We start from the raw sequence: 19,946 nt of genomic DNA, 5'->3' as shown, positions 1-19,946 counted from the left end.
ACCTATCGGGGCAGGTGGGCAAAGAGCAGCATGGCGTGCCCGGGCTTGGAGCGCAACCATCCGGCCTCCCGCCTATTCACCAACTAAAAAAGATGGGGACCTGATGACCCAAAATCGCCTGACAGCCGGAAACCCCTTTCCCAAGATCACCGTTCCAGTGCTGGGCGGCACCGAGATGACACTGGGTATGCCACGCAACGGCCTGGATTGGCAGCTGGTCGTCGTCTATCGGGGAAAACACTGTTTTGTCTGTGCAAATTACCTCAAGGAATGGAGTGCGGCGCGGTCAAACTTGACTGCCATCGGGATCGACATCGTCGCCGTATCCGCCGATTCCCTGGCGCGGGCCGAAACGCACATACCCGATCTCAACCTGAATTTTCCGGTAGGCTACGATCTGGGGATTGAGGACATGCGCAAGCTTGGGCTGTACATCTCGAGCCCGCGGTCGCCAGAAGAAACCGACCGGCCCTTTGCCGAACCGGGACACTTTGTGGTCAATGCCAAGGGCCTATTGCTAGTCGCCGATGTCTCCAACGCACCCTTTGCGCGCCCGCCCGTGAACTACTTTGTCGAGGGGTTGCGTTTTATCAAGGATCCGGCCAACAACTATCCGATCCGCGGGACCTTCCAGAGATAAAATCCATATACTTCATTATGCGTTTTTATACTTGGTGGGCTTTGTTGCACAAATGGTGTGAGGGATTCACTGTTTGAATCCAGTGGGGTAGCAACGGTGCATGAGCAGTTGGTCCCCTACGAGGTACAAGACCAGGAACTGGCCTTCGTACAACACGGCGCTGAAGCAGCGCGGTTCGCTATCAATTTGGTTTGATCCTGAGATGTCGTGGCATGCGCTGCCGACAGGCAAGCGGGGGCGTCAGCCCGAGTTCAGCGATGCAGCGATCCAGATTTGCCTGACGATGAAGGTGTTGTTCGGCATGCCCCTCCGGCAAACCACCGGGTTCGTCGAAAGCCTCCTCCGTCTGGCAGGACTGGACTGGAAAGTCCCGGACTTCAGCACCCTGTGCCGCCGTCAGAAGACACTGAACGTCGCCATCCCGTACCGGGGCGGATCGGGACCGCTCCACCTGCTGATCGATGCCACCGGGATCAAGGCCGAGGGCGAAGGAGAATGGAACGCGCGCAAACATGGCGGATCAAAGAAACGCCTGTGGCGCAAGCTTCATCTCGGTATGGATGAGGAAACACGGGAGATCCGCGCGGTCGGCGTCACGACAAGCAATATCGGCGATGCCCCGATGCTGCCCGATCTTCTGGACCAAATCCCGCCCGATCAGGAGATTGCCACGGTCACCGCTGACGGGGCCTATGACACGCGCAGGTGTCACAATGTGATTGCCGCTCGAGGTGCCGCTGCCGTCATCCCGCCGCGCAAGAATGCGCAGCTGTGGAAGCCAACGACAGCGGGCGCCATCGCGCGAAACGAAGCCGTGAGGGCCTGCAAATATCTCGGACGCGCCTTATGGAGAAAATTGACCGGCTACCACCGCCGAAGCCGCGCAGAGACGCAGATGAACTGCGTCAAACTTCTCGGCCAAGGCCTCATGGCGCGAGACTTCGACCGGCAGGTTGCGGAGCTCCAAGTCCGGATCGCGGTGCTCAATCGCTACACGGCCCTTGGCATACCCATCACAGAGCCCGTAGGATAGGTCCGTCTGGGGAAGGGGAAGTCCGCTCAAACCCCGATTTGTGCAACAGAGCCGTTGCACCGCCGTTATCCCACCTTCGCCGGTTCGGGTTTTCGAAAGTTGAAATCACAAATTTCACCGCCGCCGGCGATGGTTTCGCGGACGTCCACTCGAATGGGCTTGTCCGAGACATTCACCTCTGCATGCCAAGCCGTGTCCCATGCACACAGAATTGGGGTGAGGTCAGACCGGCCGACGTTCCAGAAATACTCGTGGAACGGGCAGGCCAAGACACAGAGCGAGACCTGGTCTGGACCATGTCTGTCTTCGACAGCCATCCCGTTCCCCCACAAGGCTTTGGCAACCATCGAAGGACCGCGCCTTACAACGCCTTCGAACGGGTCGCGTTCCAAACGCAGCCAAGTCCGGATCACACTCCGTGCAAGCCATGTGCCGCTCACGCCAAAGGCGGCGCCGGCAATCCTGACGGCTTCGACGGGCGAGATAGCAGCGTCGCGTTCCAAAAGGATAACAGACGCGTGCAGGCTTTGTGCGAGTGCCAGGTTGAACCTGTGCGCACCGTCGGTGCCCGGCATCGTGCTGCGCGGCAAACGCGCGATTTCGCCGCGCAGGTTTCGCCACGTGAACCTGATCCCTGACTGACGCGAAAGGTTTCGCGCGAACTCTATCTGCCAAAAGGCAGCCATCATGCGTCTCACGGCGTCGCCTCCTTCGTTGCGATTTGTGTCATTTCCGGTCGTTAATAAACTTCCTTTTGGGCAGCTTCGGACGCTCCGGGTTTGCCGATGAACCGCGACATTCCACACGGTCAATCATGTTGGCTGGCTCCATCTACACGCTTGTTGCCCTGTCCTTCAGAGTTCGCTTCCTGAATTCCGTGGGCGACATACCTTGCGCAGCACGAAAGGCCCGGTTGAATGGTCCGATCGACGAAAAGCCAACGTCGTAGGCGACGCTTTGAATCGGGTAGTCCAGCTTCATCGGGTCGGTCAAAATCAGCCTCGCTTGTTCGATACGGTAGCTGTTCACGAAACTCGGGAAGTTGCGGAAACCCAGCTCCTTGTTGATCGCGCGTCTGAGGCGATGCTCCCGGGTTTCGAGATGTGCGGCGAGTTGCGCTATGGTGAGACCTTCCTCTTGCCACAGCCCCTCATCCATCGCCGATTGCGCGCGACCGGCCAGGAGCTCGTCGGCGGGTGACCCGGGGCTGATCTGATCTGGCGCATCGGGCTTCGAAGGCCAGATCTCCGACACGGGCCGCACCGCCCACACGAGGAACGCCGTGGCGAAACACAGAAACGCAGCGGCGTGGATCGCGAATGCCCAGTCGGGGAGTTCATCGTCTTGCCCAGTGAGCTCCAGGCCGGTGATGACGATGACCGCCGCTGCCATCATCAACAGGAACCATTTCCGAAACTGCCGGCGCTCTTCGACGAGGTCTCCGTCGCCACTCGCGACGACCACAAACGCGAGATGGCTGAACAGGATGATGACCGCGATGCCGCGTGTGAGGTCGGCAAAGGGAACAGCCGGCGGAAGCCATGCGCCGGCGATCACGACAAAGCCGACGGCAATCTGCCAACGTGCGAAGCTCACCTCGTCGACAAAAAGCTCGTGCGAGGCCCAGTACCCCAGGATTGGCACAAACCTTGCCAGCCCGATCAGGATCGCGGCCGTGGATCCTGCTGGCACCGGGACATGCGGGGAGGACACGAGCAGATAGCAGCACAGTCCAACGCAGAACGCGGCCACCGACAGCGATTTCCGTGTCGGCCTGAGCCGAACTGAGAAGAGTGCGGCGCACGCCAACAGGGCCGTGACTGCACCGCCGCGCAGGAAGACGTCAAGAATGCCCGAAGTTTCGCTCATGCCCCAAAGACACATGCAGGACGTCATTTCGTCAACACGGACTCGCTGATCGATTCCAAAGAATGCTGGTCGAATCCGAAGATTCTCATGCGGTTTCAGAAATCGGCGCGCATGGACGAGGCCGAACGGTCACCAATCCGGAAACGGAAACCGGAGTGACCACATGACACAGATCCTCGATGCCGCCCAAGACCTTCTGGCACTGTATGTCGACGTATTCGGAGGCGACCTCCTGCGCTATCTTCTCGGCGCCGGAGGCGTCTTCCTCGCGATCAATCTCGCAATGTCGCGACAACTTGCGGGCCAGAAGATCGGCGAACGCAAGATACCCGCCGGGCAGATGTGCCGCGAGATACTCGCCAGCCTGCGCACGGTCGCGATTTTCGCGACTGCCGGCACCATGATTGCCGTCGGGGCCCGAAGCGGCGTGATGAGGGTGTATCCGGATGTCTCGGACTACGGTCTCGCGTATTTCTGGATCAGCACGGCGCTCCTGATCGTCCTTCACGACGCGTGGTTCTACTGGACACATCGGGCGCTGCACTTTCCTCCGCTCTTCCGCCGGTTTCACCGACTGCATCATCGATCGAACCGACCGACGCCCTTCACATCCTACAGCTTCGATTTCGGCGAGGCCGTCGTGAACGGGATTTACCTGCCGTTGATCCTGCTCGTGCTGCCTGCGCATCCTTTGGCGCTTCTGATCTTTGTCACGCACATGATGTTGCGCAATGCACTCGCGCATTGCGGCTACGAGGTGTTTCCTGCAAGGCGGGACGGGCGTCCGCTTTTCGGCTGGATGACCACGGTCACGCATCATGACATGCATCATGCTTACGCGGGCAAGAACCTTGGTTTCTATTTCACTTGGTGGGACCGCTGGATGGGCACGGAGCATCCGGCCTATCTCGACGCCTTCAAGGAGGTCAGCAAACCGGTTACCGCAGGCTCCGTCCGGTTGGGCCTCGTGCTCGTCGTGTTGTTTCTTGGCCTCGGCGCCGGAGGTGCGCTCGCGTCGGATCTGAAGGGCAGATATGCGGCCCCAGGACTGTCTGCCATCGTTGAGTTCACGCCTTGTCAGGTGTCTCCGGACAGGCGGTGCGGCACGCTTGTCTGGATGTGGACTCCCGACGAGATGCCCCATGGCGAGATCGGCGAAGTCATCCTGCCAGACCTCGAATTCGATGGGCGGCGATGGGTCGGGCGTTTGAAAAGCCCACAGAACGGATGGGTCTTCCGAGGAGAGGTGACGGCGGTCAGCCGCGATCAACTTCACCTGAGGGGATGTGCCGGTCCCATCTGCGCGCAGCAGACCTGGTGGTCGGTCAATCACCTGGCAAAAGTTCTCGGCCATGGCCCTTGAGTGTGTAGCGTCGCTGCGCCGGAACCCGCAGTGCCACCTAGAGCATCGCGGCCTAGGCGGGTATGAGTTCGCCAAACGCCGCAGGCCTTCAGCCTCCCTCTGTGAACATCTCTTCGACGTTCTCGCTCCTGAATACGACCGCAGTCGCGTCCGTTGGCTCAGATACTTAGCCGGTTAGGTTCAAGCTGCCGTGGAGGGTGCCATCCGCGCGCTTGTCGCGCCAGACGTCTACATGCTGGATGTCGGCTCGGGAGTGGACAAGACTTGGGAGTATCTGTTTCTGCTGGTGGTTGATTGAGATTGGAATCGCCGAGGGCGTGCGGATTATTGTCGAGAAGACGTTTGGGAACGGTACGACAAAAAAGCCTCATTTCGGCCGGTTGTCCCGCCTGTTTCGACGCACCCGGCCTGAGGGTTTCAAGTTGTTTCTTGAATATACGAAAACGATCTTGGGACAATTGCAGGATGCGATCCTGCTCGATCAAATCGCGCAAATTTCCGAAACCAGCAGGATCTGTTCCGACGGCGACGAGGTCCGGGCCATACATGATTATCGGCCAAGAGTGAGTATATCGACACTGAACTGAACCAGCGGTCCACAGCCTTGTTGAGGAACTAGAAGACCGGATCACCTAGGCAATCGTCAGGGATGATCGCCTGTCGCAAACTGCCATCGTCTTTCGCTCCATCAAGCGGGGCGGCCAGGTTGCCAGCAAGATGCTGTTCGCAGCTATGCCCGAGATCGGCACTTTCAGCCGCGAAGTGGCTGTGGTATCCGTGAGACTGGCTCCAGTCGCGCGAGACAGCGGAACTCTGCGTGGGAGACAGACCATCGCTGGATGTTCGTAGAAACCTCCATCACCTGATTTTCAAAGCCGCATATGAGAAGCATCATTGCCGTTGCCAGTAAGCTTGTCAGCATCGCGAACGCGGTGCGCAAGAGCTGTCAGAGATGGACCGATGCAACGACATTAGAGATACGGTCTCTAAAGGTTGCCGACTGAAGTCAACCCAATGCTTTAGCTTTGCACCGCCATCTATTCCTCTCATCCAAAGCCTATGTCCGAGACGGATTGCACCTCGTATTGAGATCCTAATTCGATTGCGCATTGACATGACATCGGTGTCATGACACCGATGTCATTACCAAAGAATCGCATGTTAAGAAACAGGGCAGTGGGTAATGGCCACGATTTATGACGTTGCAAATCTGGCAGGCGTTTCGGTGAAGACCGTCAGCCGGGTCCTTAATCGTGACGCGCCTGTCTCGAAGGCGACGCGGCAACGGGTGGAGGCGGCGATGGCGGAGCTGCAGTACATCCCCTCAATCGCCGCCCGGTCGATCAAGTCGCAGAAATCGGGCCTCGTCGGAATGATTACTGGTGCCATCAGTACGGTTGCGGACAAACCCGGCGATGCGGGGCTGCCGGAAATTCATATCGTGCAGGGTGCGCAGGGGGTTTTTGAGGTGTCGGGCAAGACGCTGCTGATTTCCGACACAGGCGGCAATTCTGACCGGGTGCCGCATCTCATTCGCACCTTTCGGCAGCACCGGGTAGAGGGGCTTTTATACGTTGCGGATCACTTCAAGCGGGTCGATCTGGATATTACTGAAGCCGCAACTAAGGCGGTATTGGTGAACTGTATTGACGATCGCGGCACTCCGGCGGTGATCCCCGATGATGAAAGCGGCCAATTGGCACTGACCCGCAAAGTGGTGCAGGCCGGGCACCGGCGGATTGCCTATCTCACGCTCGGACGGGCGATCCTCGCCACTCAGGCGCGCCTGATCGGCTACAAGCGGGCGCTTGAGGAGGCGGGCATCGCCTTCGACCCCGATCTGGTTGCGGCCTCCGAGATGTTTGGCACCCAGGGCGAGCATCAATTGATCTGGGATGCGTTGGACCGGTTCCTGTTGCATCCGCAGCCACCGACCGCAATCTGCTGCGGCAACGACCGGCTGGCGATGGCGGTCTATGGAATTTTGCGCGACCGTGGCGTCGGTGTGCCGGATCAGATCTCGGTCGTGGGTTATGACGACCACAAGCTGGTGTCCGAGACGCTTTATCCGGCGCTGACCACCGCTGAACTGCCTTACACCGCGATGGGCGCGCGCGCGGCGGATCTGTTATTGAACCTGATCTCTGATCCGGCTGCTGAGCCGCCGCAACAACCGATCCATGTGCGAGGACAGGTCGTAGAACGTGCCTCGCTCAAGGCGCCGCCGCGTGACGGCAATGTCTATGACTTAAAAGGGAGGAAAGAACTGTGAATAAACTCTGTAATGCGACGGCGCTGGCGCTGATCGCCTGTGCAGGCATCGCCCATGGCGAAACGGAGCTGCGCCTGTGGTACCACGGCGCAGGCAGCGCCAACGCCGAAGAAAAGCTGGTCAATCAACTGGTTGTCGATTTCAACGCCAGCCAGTCCGACTATAAGGTGGTGCTCGAGACCTTCCCGCAGCTGGCCTATAACGATGCGGTTGGCGCGGCGGCGCTCGCGGGCGAGTTGCCGGACATCCTCGATGTCGACGGCCCCATCATGCCGAATTGGGCCTGGGCGGGGTACATGCAGCCGCTGGGCATCGATGAGGCGGCTCTCGAAGGCTTCCTGCCTGGTGCCATCGGGCGCTGGAATGGCAAGGTCTATTCCGTCGGCTTGTGGGACGCTGCAGTTGCGATGACGGCGCGGCGCTCGGTGCTCGAGGCCAACGATATCCGCATCCCGACCCTCGCCGAGCCCTGGACACGGGTGGAATTCGACGCGGCGCTGGCGACCCTCAAGGCGACGGGCGATTACGATTATCCGCTCGATCTTGGCATGGCGTGGAAAGGGGAGTGGTATCCCTATGCCTTCTCGCCGTTCTTGCAGAGCTTTGGCGGCGACATCGTGGACCGTGCCGCTTACCAGACCGCCGAAGAGACACTGAATGGAGATGCGGCGATCGCGTTTGGCGAATGGTGGCAGGATCTGTTTGCAAAGGGTCTCGTTCCCGGCACCAGCCAGGATGCGGCGGATCGGGAGACCGGCTTCCTAGAAGGCAAATACGCGCTGAGCTGGAACGGTAACTGGGCCGCGATGCCGGTTGTCGAGAGATTTGGCGACGATGCGCTGTTTCTGCCCGCGCCCGACTTTGGCAACGGGTCTGTCATCGGCGGTGCGTCCTGGCAGTTCGGGATTTCGGCTTCCAGCGCACATCCTGACGGCGCGCGCGAATTCATCGAGTTTGCGATCCAGCCGAAATACCTCGCGGCCTTCTCCGACGGCACCGGCCTGATCCCCCCGACGGTGGAAGCCGCGGCCGAGACCGCCAATTACAAGGCGGGCGGCGCGCTGGAGGTCTTCTACGGGCTGTCCGAGGCGCAGGCCAAGCTGCGGCCGGTCACGCCCGGCTATATCGTGCAGGCGAAAGTCTTTGAAAAGGCGCTGGCCGACATCGCAAACGGTGCCGACGTTGCCGACACGCTGGACGCGGCGGTCGACGAAATCAACGAGGATATTCAGAGCAATCAGGGCTACGGCCACAACTGAGCGCTGCGCTGAAATCTTTGGCGCGGCGGGTCGATCGCCGTGCTCCTCTCACTCCAGTTTTGCGGGGGGACCATGTCTTCCAAACTGACCCGAGCGAACCGTGCCGGGTGGCTGATGGCCTTTCCGGGCGTGGCGCTGATGACGGTTTTTATCATCGTGCCGTTTTTCCTCGCCTTTGCGTTTTCGCTGACGAACCAGCGGCTCGCGTCGCCGTATGCCACCGAATATGTCGGCCTCAAGAATTACACCGACCTGCTGGGCCTCGCGGTCTTCACGCTTGAGCCGGAGCGGGACGACCGCGGTGCGATCCGCCGCGATGAGGCGGGAGAGATCGAATATCCCCGTTTGCGCAAGTTCACCCGCAACAACCCGGATTATCCGCACCTGCAAGGCAAGCGGGAGTGGTTCTCGTGGCAGTCCGGCGACCGGCGAACTGTGGTGCTGGCCTCTGATGTGGTCTTCATGAGAGCGCTGGTGAACACATTGACGTTTGTTCTGGTGGTGGCGCCGGTTCAGGCCGGGCTGGCGCTGGGGCTGGCGCTGCTGATCAATCAGAAACTGCGCGGCATCAATGTGTTTCGCACCATCTACTTCATGCCGGTGGTGGTTTCCATCGTGGTTGTGTCGCTGCTGTGGCAGTTCATCTATTCGCCCGGCGACGGGCTGCTGAACAATGTGCTTGGCTGGCTCAGTTTCGGCACCTTTCGCGGGGTCGACTGGCTGGGCAATCCCGATACCGCGCTGCCGTCGATCATGGCCATGTCGATCTGGCAGGGCGTCGGCTTTCATATGGTGATCTGGCTCGCCGGTCTGCAGAATATCTCGCCCACGCTCTACGAGGCGGGAGAGATCGAAGGGGCTTCCAAATGGCAGACCTTTCGCTTCATCACCTGGCCCGGGCTGCGCAATACGGCGGTGCTGATCCTGATTGTCATCACCATGCAGGCTTTTGCGCTTTTTGCGCAGATCGATGTGATGACCAATGGCGGCCCGCTCGACAGCACCCAGGTGCTGGTCTTTCAGGCGGTTGAGCGCGGCTATGGCAAGCAGGATATCTCCGGCGGCTCCACCATCAGCGTGATCCTGTTCGTGATCGTGCTGACCATCTCGCTGATCCAGCGTTTTCTGACCAGGGAGCGGTAATATGCCTGCAGTCAAAACAGACAATCGCGGCCTCCGACTCGTGTCGCGCTATGCGGCGCTCAGCCTTGTGGCGGTCGTTTTCATATTCCCACTGCTCTTCATGGTGATGTCCTCGCTGAAGCCCTCGGCGCAGCTTCTGCTCGACACCAAGAGCCTGCGGGCCTTCCTGCCGGTCGGAGATCTGTCGCTCGCGAATTATTCGGACGCGTTTGCCCGCGCGCCGATCGGTGTTTTTGTCTTCAACTCGGTTCTGGTAACCGGCGTCACGGTTCTGCTCTGCCTCTTCGTGTGCTCGCTGGCGGCGTTTGCCTTTGTGTTCATCGAGTGGAGCGGCAAGGCGGTGGTCTTTTCCATCCTGCTGGCTACGCTGATCATCCCCTATGAGACGATTTTCATCCCGCTCCTGCTGATGGCCTCGCAATTGCCATGGATTGGCGGTGACGGGTTCGAGCTGGGCTGGCTCAACACCTATCGGGTGCAGATCGTTCCCTTCATCGCGGATGCGCTGTCGATCTTCCTTTTCGTGCAGTTCTTCAAGGACCTGCCAAAGGAGCTGATCGAGGCGAGCCGGGTGGAAGGCGCGTCGTGGTGGACGATCTATCGCCGTGTCGTGATGCCGCTCTCCGGGCCGGTGATCGCGACCGCCGCGATCCTGAAATTTCTCTTTATGTACAACCAGTACCTCTGGCCGCTGATGGTGGTGCAGGATGAATCCATCCGCCCGGTCATGGTGGGGCTCGGGTATTTTACCGACCAGCTGAATGTGCCCTGGGGCGAGGTGATGGCCTATCTGACCATCATCACCGTTCCGGTGCTCGGCTTTTATCTGTCGCTTCAGAGGGTTTTTATTTCTTCAGTCGCATCCACAGGAGTGAAAGGCTAATGGGCTTCTCAATAAATGATAAATGGCTCTGGGATAGCTGGTATGTTCATGACGGGGAACTCTGGCATGGCTACTTCCTGCAGGCTCCGAAATCCATCGGTGACCCGGAGCAGCGGCACTGGAATGTCAGCTACCACCACGCCACCTCGCGCGATCTGACCGACTGGGACAGCCTGGGGACATGTTTCGCGCCCGCTGCCGCTCCGGCCTGGGACGATTGCACGACCTGGACCGGTTCGGTGGTGCGGGGCGACGATGGCATCTGGCATCTGTTCTACACCGGCACCTCAACGGCGGAGGCTGCAAAGAAGCAGCGGCTCGGCCATGCGGTGAGCACGGATCTGCACAATTGGCAGCGGGTGGGCGATGGCCAGATCCTCGATCTGGCGGCGCCTTACGAGGAATATGCCGAAGGGCGCTGGCATGACCGGGCCTTTCGCGACCCCTATGTGATCCGCGACCCCGAGGGGGCGGGATGGTTGATGTATTTCACCGCGCGCGACGCCCGTGTCGGGGAGCAGCTGGAGGCGGGCGCGATCGGTTTTGCCACCTCGCCGGATCTCTATACCTGGACCTTGCAGGACCCGGTCTTCACCGGCGGTTTTGGCGAGTTGGAAGTGCCGCAGATCTTTCAGGCGGAGGGGCGCTGGTATTGCCTGTTCTGCACCTCTGGACGGTTCTGGGCACCGAGCGCGGAAGCGGTCGCGGGGCCTGCGATGACAGGCACCCATTACCTGATCGGAAAAAGCGCGCGCGGCCCCTGGCGCATTGCCCCCGGCCCGGCGCTGGATTGCGCACCTTTTCCGAAACGCTACGCTGCCCGGATCGCCCAGACCGAGGCGGGCTTGAAATTGCTGGGCTTCCGCTGGTTCGACAGCGAGGGTGGCGCCTTCATCGGAGAGATCAGCGACCCCGATCCGGTTGCTGTCACGCCGGACGGCCTGCTGCGCCTGATCCCCAGAGCAGAGGAGGACGGATACAGTGGCTGACGTCAAACTCAAAGGGCTGCGCAAGAGCTACGGTTCGGTCGATGTCATCAAGGGCGTGGATATCGAGATCAAGGACGGCGAATTCGTCGTCTTTGTGGGCCCTTCCGGCTGCGGGAAATCGACGCTGCTGCGGATGATTTCGGGGCTGGAGACCATTTCCGGCGGTACGCTGGAGATCGGCAGCCGGGTGGTGAACAAGGTCCCCGCCTCGGAGCGCGGCATTGCGATGGTGTTTCAATCCTACGCGATTTTCCCGCATATGACGGTGCGGGAAAACATCGCCTTTGGCCTGACCATCGCCAAGGTGCCCAAGGCCGAGAAGGACGCCAAAGTCGCGGAGGCGGCGCGCATCCTGCAGATGGAGCACCTGCTGGACCGCCGTCCCAGCCAGCTCTCGGGCGGGCAGCGTCAGCGGGTGGCCATCGGCCGCGCCATCACCCGCAATCCCGAGGTGTTTTTGTTCGACGAACCGCTGTCGAACCTGGATGCGGCGCTGCGCCTCGACATGCGGATGGAGATTGGCCGCCTGCATAGATCGCTGGGTGCGACGATGATCTACGTCACGCACGATCAGGTGGAGGCGATGACGCTCGCAGACAAGATTGTGGTGCTGAAGGACGGTCTGGTCCAGCAGATCGGCACGCCGATGGAGCTTTATCACCGGCCCGAAAACCTGTTTGTCGCGGGCTTCCTCGGGGCTCCGTCGATGAATTTTTTCGACGTCGATATCGCGATGACCGACGCCGCGACCGCGCGGGTGGCCTCGCAGGTTGTGGCCGAGTTCGAGGCCCCAGTCTGGCGCGAAGGCGTGGGGAAGGGCGCGAAGGCGACGCTCGGTATCCGGCCGCAGGATCTCCGCCCGGTCGCCGAGGGCGGCATCCTGAGCGGGACGGTGAACCTCATCGAGCGGCTTGGCACGGAAACCGTAGTCGATGTCCGCCTCGCAGATGGCCACCGCGTGCTGGTGTCGCTGAACGAGGACCGGGTGTTTGAACCGGGCGAGAGCATCCAGCTCGCTTTCGACCCCGGCAAGGCACATCTCTTTGCGCCGGCGAGCGAACAGGACCTACAGGCAGTACAGAACGCAACATGACACAGAAACCCCTCCTGATTTTGGATCAGCACTTTCGCCAGCTGGAAGAGCTGTTCCGCCCCCAGACCTATGACGCGCTCAGCCGGATCTGCCGGATCGAGGGCGGCCAGAACTGGCCGATGGACCCTGCGAAAGTAGATGATCTGATCGGGGAAGCGGCCTTTTATGTCGCGGCCCTCCCGCAGCTGAGCGCCGATCAGGTCGGGCGCGCACAAAACCTGCGCGCGGTGATCGAGGTCGCGGGAGCGAATAACGAGGGCCTCGCCTATGAGGCCTGTTTCGATCGGGGCATCGAGGTGCTCTCCGCCTCGCCGGGATTCCGGCAGTCAGTGGCTGAGATGACCCTGGCGATGGCGTTGGCGGGCGGGCGCGGGCTTGTGCGGGAGCATGAGGCCTTTCGCAGGGGCGCGGAGCATTGGCTCGAAGACCGGCCAGAGACGGATTTCTCGCTTTTTGGCGCCACAGTCGGGTTTATCGGCTTCGGGCAGATCGCGCGCGAGACCGCCCGGTTGATGGCGCCGTTTGCGCCGGAGGTGCTGGCGTTTGATCCGTTCCTGACCGATGCCGGGCCGGATGTGGAGCTGTGCGATCTCGGCGCGTTGGTGGCGCGGTCGCGGATCGTCGTCTTGGCGGCGGTGCCGTCGGAAGAAACCCGTAACCTGCTGAGCGCGGATCTGATCGCGCGGCTGCAGACAGGGGCGCTGGTGATCGTGATCAGCCGTGCCTGGAGCGTCGATTTTCCTGCCTTGCTCCACGCTGCCGAAACCGGGCGGATCGTGATTGCAACCGATGTGTTCCCGACCGAGCCGCTGGGCCGGAACGACCCGCTGCGCCATGCCTCGAATGTCATCCTCTCACCTCATCGCGCGGCTGCGGTGATGGGCGGTCGGCACCTCATCGGCGATATGCTCCTGCAGGATGTGCAGGCGATATTGGACGGACGCACAGAGCGGCAATTGAAAGCCGCAGACCGAGCGCAGGTTGCGAGCCTGGTGGCAGCGCAAAGGGACCTTCAATCATGACGACGTTCCGATGGGGCATCCTGTCCACCGGCAATATCGCTAATGCGATGGCCTCTGCGCTGCAGCACCTGCCAGACGCCAAGCTGCTTGCGGTCGCTTCGCGGCAGCAGGAAACTGCTGCGGCGTTTGCGGCTCGCTGGGAGGTGCCGCGCGCTTATTCGTCGCATGCGGCGCTGCTTGCTGACCCTGATGTTGATATAGTGTACATCGGCACGCCGAACGCGGCCCATAAGCAGAATATCCTCGAGGCTCTGGCGGCGGGAAAACATGTGCTATGCGAAAAGCCGCTGACCACATCCGCCGCAGATACTGCGATTTGCATCAAAGCCGCTCGCGCCGCAGGGCTGTTCCTGATGGAGGCGATGTGGACCGCGTTTTTCCCAGCGCTGCAGAGGGCCCGCAGCCTGATCGCGGAAGGGGCCATCGGCACCCCGCGCCATCTGACCGCGCAATTTGTCAGCCAGCGCGACCCAGAGCGGTCCCCGAACCTTTTCGATCCCGCTCTCGGAGGCGGCGCGACGCTGGATCTCGGCATTTACCCGGTGACGGTGGCGCAGCTTCTCGCCGGACCTGTGGCGCATAGCAGTGCGGAAGTGGTGACAGGAAAAACAGGCGTGGACGAGATGGTTGTAGTGGCGATGCGGCATAACACCGATGTCGTCTCGCAACTGTCCTTCGGCTTTCACGCCGAGATGCCGGTATCCGTCCATGTCACGGGGGATTCGGGCAGCCTTACGATCCCGGAGGAATTCCACCACCCGAGCCGCCTGCTGCTGTTGCGATCCGGCGAGACGGAAGAGTTTCATTTGCCGTACATCGGCAACGGCTACGCACATGAGGCCAAACACTTGCAGGAATGTGTGGCTGCGGGCCTGACCGAAAGCGATGTTTACCCTCTGGCACTGAGCGCAACCTCGGCCGCGCTCTTGGAGAGGTGGGTCCGCGGCCAGTAAGGCAAAGGACCAAAAATACGGCCAGCGTTGCCTTGGTTGAGCATCGGTATTTTGGCCAGGTTTGTGCTTTATAAATTAACATAAACTTCATTATGCGTTTTTATACTTGGTGTTTCGATAGTATATTGTCGTATGTATCCTGCGCTCCTCCCACGGAGGTTTCGCAGCGGCCTTGTTGCGCAAAGGGATGAGGGTTTCACCTCGTGAATCCAGTGTAGTAGCCGGAAGGTATGAGCAGCCCTCCGAAGACGACCTGCAAGACCACCAACTGGCAAAGCTACAATGAGGCGCTGAGGCAGCGCGAATCACTGACCGTTTGCTTCGATCCCTCGATGCATTGGGAATGCCATTCCCTCGAGGCGTCGCGGCCGTCAGCAGGCCTATAGCGGCGCTCCGATCCAGGCCTGCCTCACCCTCAAGACATTCCTCGGGCTACCGCCCCGCCAAGCGACCGGTTTCGTGGCGAGCCTTCTCGAACTGTCCGGGCTCGGCTGGTCTGTGCCGGACTTTAGCACTCTGTCACGTCGTCAGAAGACCTTGAACGTGACGATCCCGTATCCGCGGCTCCAAGGGGCCGCTGCATCTGCTCGTGGACAGCACCGGCATCAAGGTGGAAGGCGAAGGCGAGTGGCACACGCGCAAGCATGGTGACGTGCTCCCCTGAAATGTCCGCGTTTTGAAGTTAGCCTGTTCTCCACATGAGGAGACAGACAATGCGGAAAAGCCGATTCAGCGAAGAGCAGATCATTGGCATCCTGAAAGAGCACCAAGCCGGGATCGGCGCCAAGGAGCTCTGCCGGAAGCATGGCATCAGTGATGGCACGTTTTACATCTATGGATGTCTCTCCCGTTGCAAGGTTTCCTCGGTCCTGGTCTGATGGCGTTTCCCTAGTTGCAAACATCTATCCGGCGTCGCCGGTTGGATGGCGCGCCCAAATGGGAATTCCGCGTGGTGAGCCTCAACAAATGGTCGGCCTCAGTGGGCCATTATAAAAGCCAGGTTCCTCACTCACCGGAGTTTGCCGGTCGGTTTATTTCCTTGGTCGTCTTGCAATCCTCTTCTTTGCTCAGGTGTGAGCGCGGAACTCTTCGTTTCTGCGCAGCATGGCCCAAATGATACGCGCATTCTTGTTGGCGACCGCGACAATGGCCCGGTTCATGCCTCGCCTTTCGCGGATCGAGTTGACCCATCTGCTGAAGGCGTCGGTTCGGCCTTGCGACACGCGGACAACAGAGCGGGCACCATGGATCAGTAACGTTCGGAGATGCTTGTCCCCGCGTTTGCTGATGCCCATCAATAGCCGTTTGTCGCCACTGGAATGCTGCCGGGGCACCAGACCCATCCAAGCCGCCATATTCCGCCCATTCTTAAACTCTTTGCCGTCACCGACTGCCGCTACGACGGCCGTGGCTGTTTTGGAACCAACCCCGCAAATCCGGGCGATCCGCTGGCACTCGGGGTTGGCCCGGAATACCTGATCAATGCGCTTATCGAAGGCTTTGATCCGCGCATCGAGTTGAAGCATGAACTCGAACAGATCGGCGATGATCTCGCGGGTCATTGCACTAAGTCCGTTTGATCGATCCTCCAGCTGCTCTGGGATGCGCTGCCGTGCGCGTCCCAAAGTCAGCGGGATTGTGACGCCCCTGTCGAGTAGGAGACCGCGCATCTGACAGACCAACGCAGTGCGGTGGTTCACCAGGCGCCGGCGTGCGCGGTGCAGAGCCTGAATGTCTTGTTGCTCTTCATTCTTGGACGGAACGAACTTCATGTTCGGTTGCATCAGTGCTGTGCAAATCGCCTCAGCATCGTTGCGGTCGTTCTTCTGGTGCTTGAGGAAAGGTTTGACATACTGCGGTGCGATCACTTTGACCGCGTGGCCTAGGGCCTCGAACTAGCGTTGCCACCAGAACGCGCCGGTGCAGGCTTCGATGCCGATCCAACAGGCGGGAACCGCTGCCAACTCTGCAAGGAGCCCTTCTCGCCGCACCCGTTTCTTGAGGACGGCATTGCCGCCCGCATCAACGCCGTGAAGCTGGAACACGTTCTTAGCCAAATCGATCCCCATAAATACTATCGTCATCTCTTCCTCCAGTTTGCTGCGATACCCTCACAGCATTACGGTTGGAGGGAGAGACATCCATCCCATTAAATGGCGTTCGAAGTATGGCGGCATGGAAGTGTCGGAGGCCAAGCGGCTGAAGGCTCTTGAGGCCGAGAATGCAAAGCTCAAGAAGATGCTTGCAGAGCAGATGCTCGATGTGGCCACGCTCAAGGAAATGCTGGGAAAAAACTTCTGAAGCCCGGTGCAAGGCGACGAGCCGTGGACTGGGCCATGACAGAGAAGAACTACAACCAGCGGCGGGCCTGTGCCCTGGCCGGGATCGACCCGCGTGTGTATCGACGTGGATCAACCAGACCTGCCGACGCCGAGCTGCGGGAGAGGCTGAAGGCGCTTTCCAGCGAACGGCGTCGCTTCGGCTATCGAAGGCTGCACCTGCTTCTTGGCTGCGAAGGCTGGAAGGTGAACTGGAAGAAGCTTTACCGGATCTACCGGGAAGAGGGCCTGACAGTGCGCAAGCGTGGCGGTCGCAAACGCGCGATCGGAACGAGGGCGCCGATGGCAATACCACAAGGGCCAAACCAGCGATGGTCGCTGGACTTCGTATCCGACAGCCTCTCAGACGGGCGCCGTTTCCGGGTTCTGTGCGTCATTGACGACTTCAGCCGGGAGTGCCTGGCCTGCGTGGTCGACACGTCCCTTTCCGGGCAACGCGTGGCGCGCGAACTGGACAACATCGCCCGGCTGCGCGGCTACCCCTGCATGGTGGTCAGCGACAACGGAACGGAACTGACGTCGAACGCCATCCTGAAATGGCAGGAGGAACGCAAGGTCGAGTGGCACTACATTGCGCCTGGAAAGCCGATGCAAAACGGCTTCGTGGAAAGCTTCAACGGCCGCCTACGGGATGAGTGTCTAAACGAGCACCTGTTCGCCAATTTGCGCCATGCCCGAGACCTGATCGCGGCTTGGCGCGAAGATTACAATCACCACCGCCCGCATTCGAGCCTCGACGGGCTCACCCCGCGGGAGTATCACCAACGGTCAGTAGAGGACCAAACCCTGAGCAGAGCGAACTAATATCCGCGGACTCTAAGGGGAGCAGGTCAATGGCGGCTCGAAACGAAGGGGGTGGCGCAAGCTCCACCTCGGGATCGATGAGGAACCGCTGGAGATTCGGGCGGTCGAGGTCACCTCCAGCACTGTCAGCGACGCGCCGATACTGCCGGACCTGTTTGCCCAGCTGCCCCCGGATCAGGAGATCGCCACCGTTACAGCAGAGGGTGCCTACGACACGCGCGCCTGCTACGACGCCATCGCTGACCGCGGTGCGGCAGCAAACATAACGCCCCGCTGCAACGCGAGACCCTGGAAGCCGGACACGGCAGCAGCCCGAGCCCGCGAGGAGATACTGCGGACGTCAAAGCATCTTGGCCGGGCGCTGTGAAGGAACTGGAGCGGCGACCACCGACGTAGCAGGGTGGAGCCAAAAATGAATTGCGTAAAGCTACTTGGACACAAGCTGACGTCCCGCGATTTCGACCGCTAGGTTGCCGAAATTCAACTCCGTGCGGCGGTGATGAACCGCTTCACTGCCCTCGGCATCCCGATCACCGTGGACCCGGGATAAGTGTGTCCGGGGAAAGGGAAACCGCAGTCATCATCTGACTCGTGCAACAGCGCCAACATTGGCGCAGACTATCGGCGAGGCGGGGCATGGCGTGCTCAGTCATATGTCAGACCTTCAAATCGGCTCTCCTGCATCGAGGCTCTCTGATTGAACTGCTCCAACCAAGCACGTAATCTCGTTGCCTTCGATGCATAGCGATCTAGTCCACGAAAGCTGAGCCAGTCCAGTGCACAGGCAAGCGCAATCGTTCCCACTGTCACGTCATTAAGCATTGGGATTTGGTCCTCCAGATATGCATAACTAGCGGACAATTTCTCAATCTGGCCATCTCTAAGACTAGGGAAGCGTAGATGTTCTGGCCGCCTTTCAGTTTCCCATCTGATCGCAATGCCAGCTTCACACATTCCACCAGCCAAAGCCTGCATTCTCAACACAGATATGCGCTCATCTAGTGAGAGGGGTAACAAAGGAGTCGGCCCTGCGACTTGGCAAAGAAAATCACAGATCACGTCAGAATCGTAGATGGCCTCGCCGTTGTCTGTAATCAGTACGGGCACCTTTCCGAGGGGATTTTGCTTTGCGACGGAACGGTTAGGATTCGTCGGACTAGTTTCATGGTGCTCGATCACGATATCGTCGCGTCCCAACTCATGGATGAGAACCACAACTTTACGGGCAAACGGTGAATGAGACTGCGAAAGAAGTCGCATAGATATTCCTTTGTCACTACCATCAAGATCACACTCGTCGATGCCGCCAAGCCCTCTTATGATCATCAGAATGCACCGTTGAAATTCGTCGGAGATGCTTTGACTAGGTGGAACCCAATAGTGGAAACGCCTTGGGGTGGTTCCCTAGCAACTTCAGATGATTACACCTGCAGCGTTGCGCATGACAACGCCGAGAAAGGAAGAGATCCACCCCCAATTTGTCTTTGCTTGTATTTGTTGAGAAACTTATCCAATCCAAAAAATCCAGATTTTACGACGTATACTCTACCAAACATCGTACGCTAGATCAAAGATCTTCGCTTTGGTCTCCCGCCGCGCAACGAAGCCCTCAACACAAACGAAAACTACTGGACCAAGAATTCCTCCAAAACATAACCATTTTCATAGGTTTTCGTATTGATCCGAGTTAGAGTGCTCGCCGGTGGGGTGCCGCCAAATAAACGTACTCCACATCCTAGAACGCAAGGCGCTCGTTTTAGAATGAGGCGGTCAATCAGTTTATGCTCAAGCATCCAACCTGCAAAGTCGCCACCGCCACACAGATAGACAGGCCCTGTAGCATCTCGAGTCAACTGCCGTATGACCTCAGGGCTTGGACGCTTTCGTACCTCTACTTCAGACCCTTGTGGCATTCGAAGGCTATCAGAGAAAATAATCGACTGCATGTGCGAGTACGGATTGCAACCGGGTTCAAGGCCGAACTCATATCCGAACTCATAGGTCTTCCGACCCATGAGAGCCATCCTGTAAGTGCCAAGCCTAGTAAAGTAGTCATCTACTACCGGTCCATCATTGGCAAATTTCGAGATATCACCAGACAAACCACAGATAAAGCCGTCCACGGAAACGGACACATCATAAATAATCGGATGCATATAGTGCTCCTGCAAAAAGATTTCCAAAGAAGCCAAATGGCTTCAACTTAGACAGGAAATCACTTGATCATCTGCAGGGCACTCCTCTACTCGGGCGATGGTTAGCAAAGGTACACTGATCGGTCAAC

At 59.5% G+C, this 19,946-nt stretch carries 15 protein-coding genes and 6 pseudogenes; 16 read left to right on the top strand and 5 right to left on the bottom strand.

The features are described from left to right. Positions 1-103: 103 nt before the first annotated feature. Together MHM97_RS17400 and MHM97_RS17395 are read left to right on the top strand one after the other, a co-directional pair. Entirely contained in the window at positions 104-640 is a 537-nt protein-coding gene (locus MHM97_RS17400; protein ID WP_239323766.1) for a redoxin domain-containing protein, read from the top strand. Between the two features lie 100 nt (positions 641-740). Beyond that, the gene (locus MHM97_RS17395; protein ID WP_239323764.1) at positions 741-1,673 is read left to right on the top strand and encodes an IS5-like element ISRusp2 family transposase; all 933 of its coding nucleotides are present in this window, start codon (positions 741-743) and stop codon (positions 1,671-1,673) included. Between the two features lie 65 nt (positions 1,674-1,738). Here the strand turns inward: MHM97_RS17395 and MHM97_RS17390 are convergent, their stop codons facing one another. After that, positions 1,739-2,362 carry an L-2-amino-thiazoline-4-carboxylic acid hydrolase gene (locus MHM97_RS17390; protein ID WP_239323863.1) on the bottom strand — a complete coding sequence of 208 codons (624 nt, stop codon included), beginning with the start codon at positions 2,360-2,362 and terminating at the stop codon, positions 1,739-1,741. A 142-nt stretch (positions 2,363-2,504) separates the two neighbouring features. After that, entirely contained in the window at positions 2,505-3,542 is a 1,038-nt protein-coding gene (locus MHM97_RS17385; RefSeq protein ID WP_239323763.1) for a helix-turn-helix domain-containing protein, read from the bottom strand. 163 nt (positions 3,543-3,705) lie between these two features. Between MHM97_RS17385 and MHM97_RS17380 the strand changes: the two genes are divergently transcribed. From MHM97_RS17380 to MHM97_RS17325, 12 genes and pseudogenes are all read left to right on the top strand, one after another. Further along, positions 3,706-4,905 carry a sterol desaturase family protein gene (locus tag MHM97_RS17380; RefSeq protein ID WP_239323762.1) on the top strand — a complete coding sequence of 400 codons (1,200 nt, stop codon included), beginning with the start codon at positions 3,706-3,708 and terminating at the stop codon, positions 4,903-4,905. A gap of 317 nt (positions 4,906-5,222) precedes the next feature. Next, positions 5,223-5,471: pseudogene (locus MHM97_RS17375) on the top strand (ISKra4 family transposase); the annotation flags it as partial. Between the two features lie 617 nt (positions 5,472-6,088). Further along, positions 6,089-7,177, top strand: a complete 1,089-nt coding sequence (locus MHM97_RS17370) for a LacI family DNA-binding transcriptional regulator (RefSeq protein ID WP_239323761.1) — start codon at positions 6,089-6,091, stop codon at positions 7,175-7,177. Continuing rightward, positions 7,174-8,436 carry a sugar ABC transporter substrate-binding protein gene (locus MHM97_RS17365; RefSeq protein WP_239323760.1) on the top strand — a complete coding sequence of 421 codons (1,263 nt, stop codon included), beginning with the start codon at positions 7,174-7,176 and terminating at the stop codon, positions 8,434-8,436. The genes MHM97_RS17370 and MHM97_RS17365 overlap by 4 nt, the downstream gene beginning before the upstream one ends. Before the next feature lie 72 nt (positions 8,437-8,508). Continuing rightward, entirely contained in the window at positions 8,509-9,579 is a 1,071-nt protein-coding gene (locus MHM97_RS17360) for a carbohydrate ABC transporter permease (protein WP_239323759.1), read from the top strand. Between the two features lies 1 nt (position 9,580). After that, positions 9,581-10,462, top strand: a complete 882-nt coding sequence (locus MHM97_RS17355) for a carbohydrate ABC transporter permease (RefSeq protein ID WP_239323758.1) — start codon at positions 9,581-9,583, stop codon at positions 10,460-10,462. Next, positions 10,462-11,451, top strand: coding sequence for a levansucrase (locus tag MHM97_RS17350; RefSeq protein WP_239323757.1), 990 nt, complete (start codon positions 10,462-10,464; stop codon positions 11,449-11,451). The genes MHM97_RS17355 and MHM97_RS17350 overlap by 1 nt, the downstream gene beginning before the upstream one ends. Beyond that, entirely contained in the window at positions 11,444-12,544 is a 1,101-nt protein-coding gene (locus MHM97_RS17345; RefSeq protein WP_239323756.1) for an ABC transporter ATP-binding protein, read from the top strand. The genes MHM97_RS17350 and MHM97_RS17345 overlap by 8 nt, the downstream gene beginning before the upstream one ends. Continuing rightward, positions 12,541-13,566, top strand: a complete 1,026-nt coding sequence (locus tag MHM97_RS17340; RefSeq protein ID WP_239323755.1) for an NAD(P)-dependent oxidoreductase — start codon at positions 12,541-12,543, stop codon at positions 13,564-13,566. Before MHM97_RS17345 ends, MHM97_RS17340 begins: the two co-directional genes overlap by 4 nt. Beyond that, positions 13,563-14,519, top strand: coding sequence for a Gfo/Idh/MocA family protein (locus tag MHM97_RS17335; protein WP_255729894.1), 957 nt, complete (start codon positions 13,563-13,565; stop codon positions 14,517-14,519). Before MHM97_RS17340 ends, MHM97_RS17335 begins: the two co-directional genes overlap by 4 nt. Positions 14,520-14,749: 230 nt before the next feature. After that, positions 14,750-15,168, top strand: a pseudogene (locus MHM97_RS17330) (IS5 family transposase); the annotation flags it as partial. A gap of 64 nt (positions 15,169-15,232) precedes the next feature. Next, positions 15,233-15,349 (top strand): annotated as a pseudogene (locus MHM97_RS17325) (transposase); the annotation flags it as partial. Positions 15,350-15,586: 237 nt separating this feature from the next. Here the strand turns inward: MHM97_RS17325 and MHM97_RS17320 are convergent. After that, positions 15,587-16,603 (bottom strand): annotated as a pseudogene (locus MHM97_RS17320) (IS110 family transposase). Positions 16,604-16,670: 67 nt separating this feature from the next. Here MHM97_RS17320 and MHM97_RS17315 point away from each other — a divergent pair. Together MHM97_RS17315 and MHM97_RS17310 are read left to right on the top strand one after the other, a co-directional pair. Then, a pseudogene (locus tag MHM97_RS17315) lies at positions 16,671-17,662 on the top strand (IS3 family transposase); the annotation flags it as partial. 28 nt (positions 17,663-17,690) lie between these two features. Continuing rightward, positions 17,691-18,212 (top strand): annotated as a pseudogene (locus MHM97_RS17310) (IS5 family transposase); the annotation flags it as partial. A 95-nt stretch (positions 18,213-18,307) separates the two neighbouring features. On the opposite strand, the gene MHM97_RS17305 reads toward MHM97_RS17310, so the two are convergent. Together MHM97_RS17305 and MHM97_RS17300 are read right to left on the bottom strand one after the other, a co-directional pair. Continuing rightward, complete coding sequence (locus tag MHM97_RS17305) at positions 18,308-18,922, bottom strand: glutathione S-transferase family protein (protein ID WP_239323751.1); 615 nt, start codon at positions 18,920-18,922, stop codon at positions 18,308-18,310. Positions 18,923-19,287: 365 nt separating this feature from the next. Next, positions 19,288-19,818 (bottom strand): dihydrofolate reductase family protein, encoded by a 531-nt coding sequence (locus MHM97_RS17300; protein ID WP_239323746.1) that lies wholly within the window; start codon positions 19,816-19,818, stop codon positions 19,288-19,290. Between the last annotated feature and the right edge of the window lie 128 nt (positions 19,819-19,946).

Origin of the sequence: Epibacterium sp. Ofav1-8 (genome assembly GCF_022348185.1) — a bacterium.
Classification (GTDB): Bacteria; Pseudomonadota; Alphaproteobacteria; order Rhodobacterales; family Rhodobacteraceae; genus Epibacterium.
The sequence above is the reverse complement of the archived record's forward strand: the minus strand, read 5'-3'. Positions and strand labels throughout refer to the sequence as shown.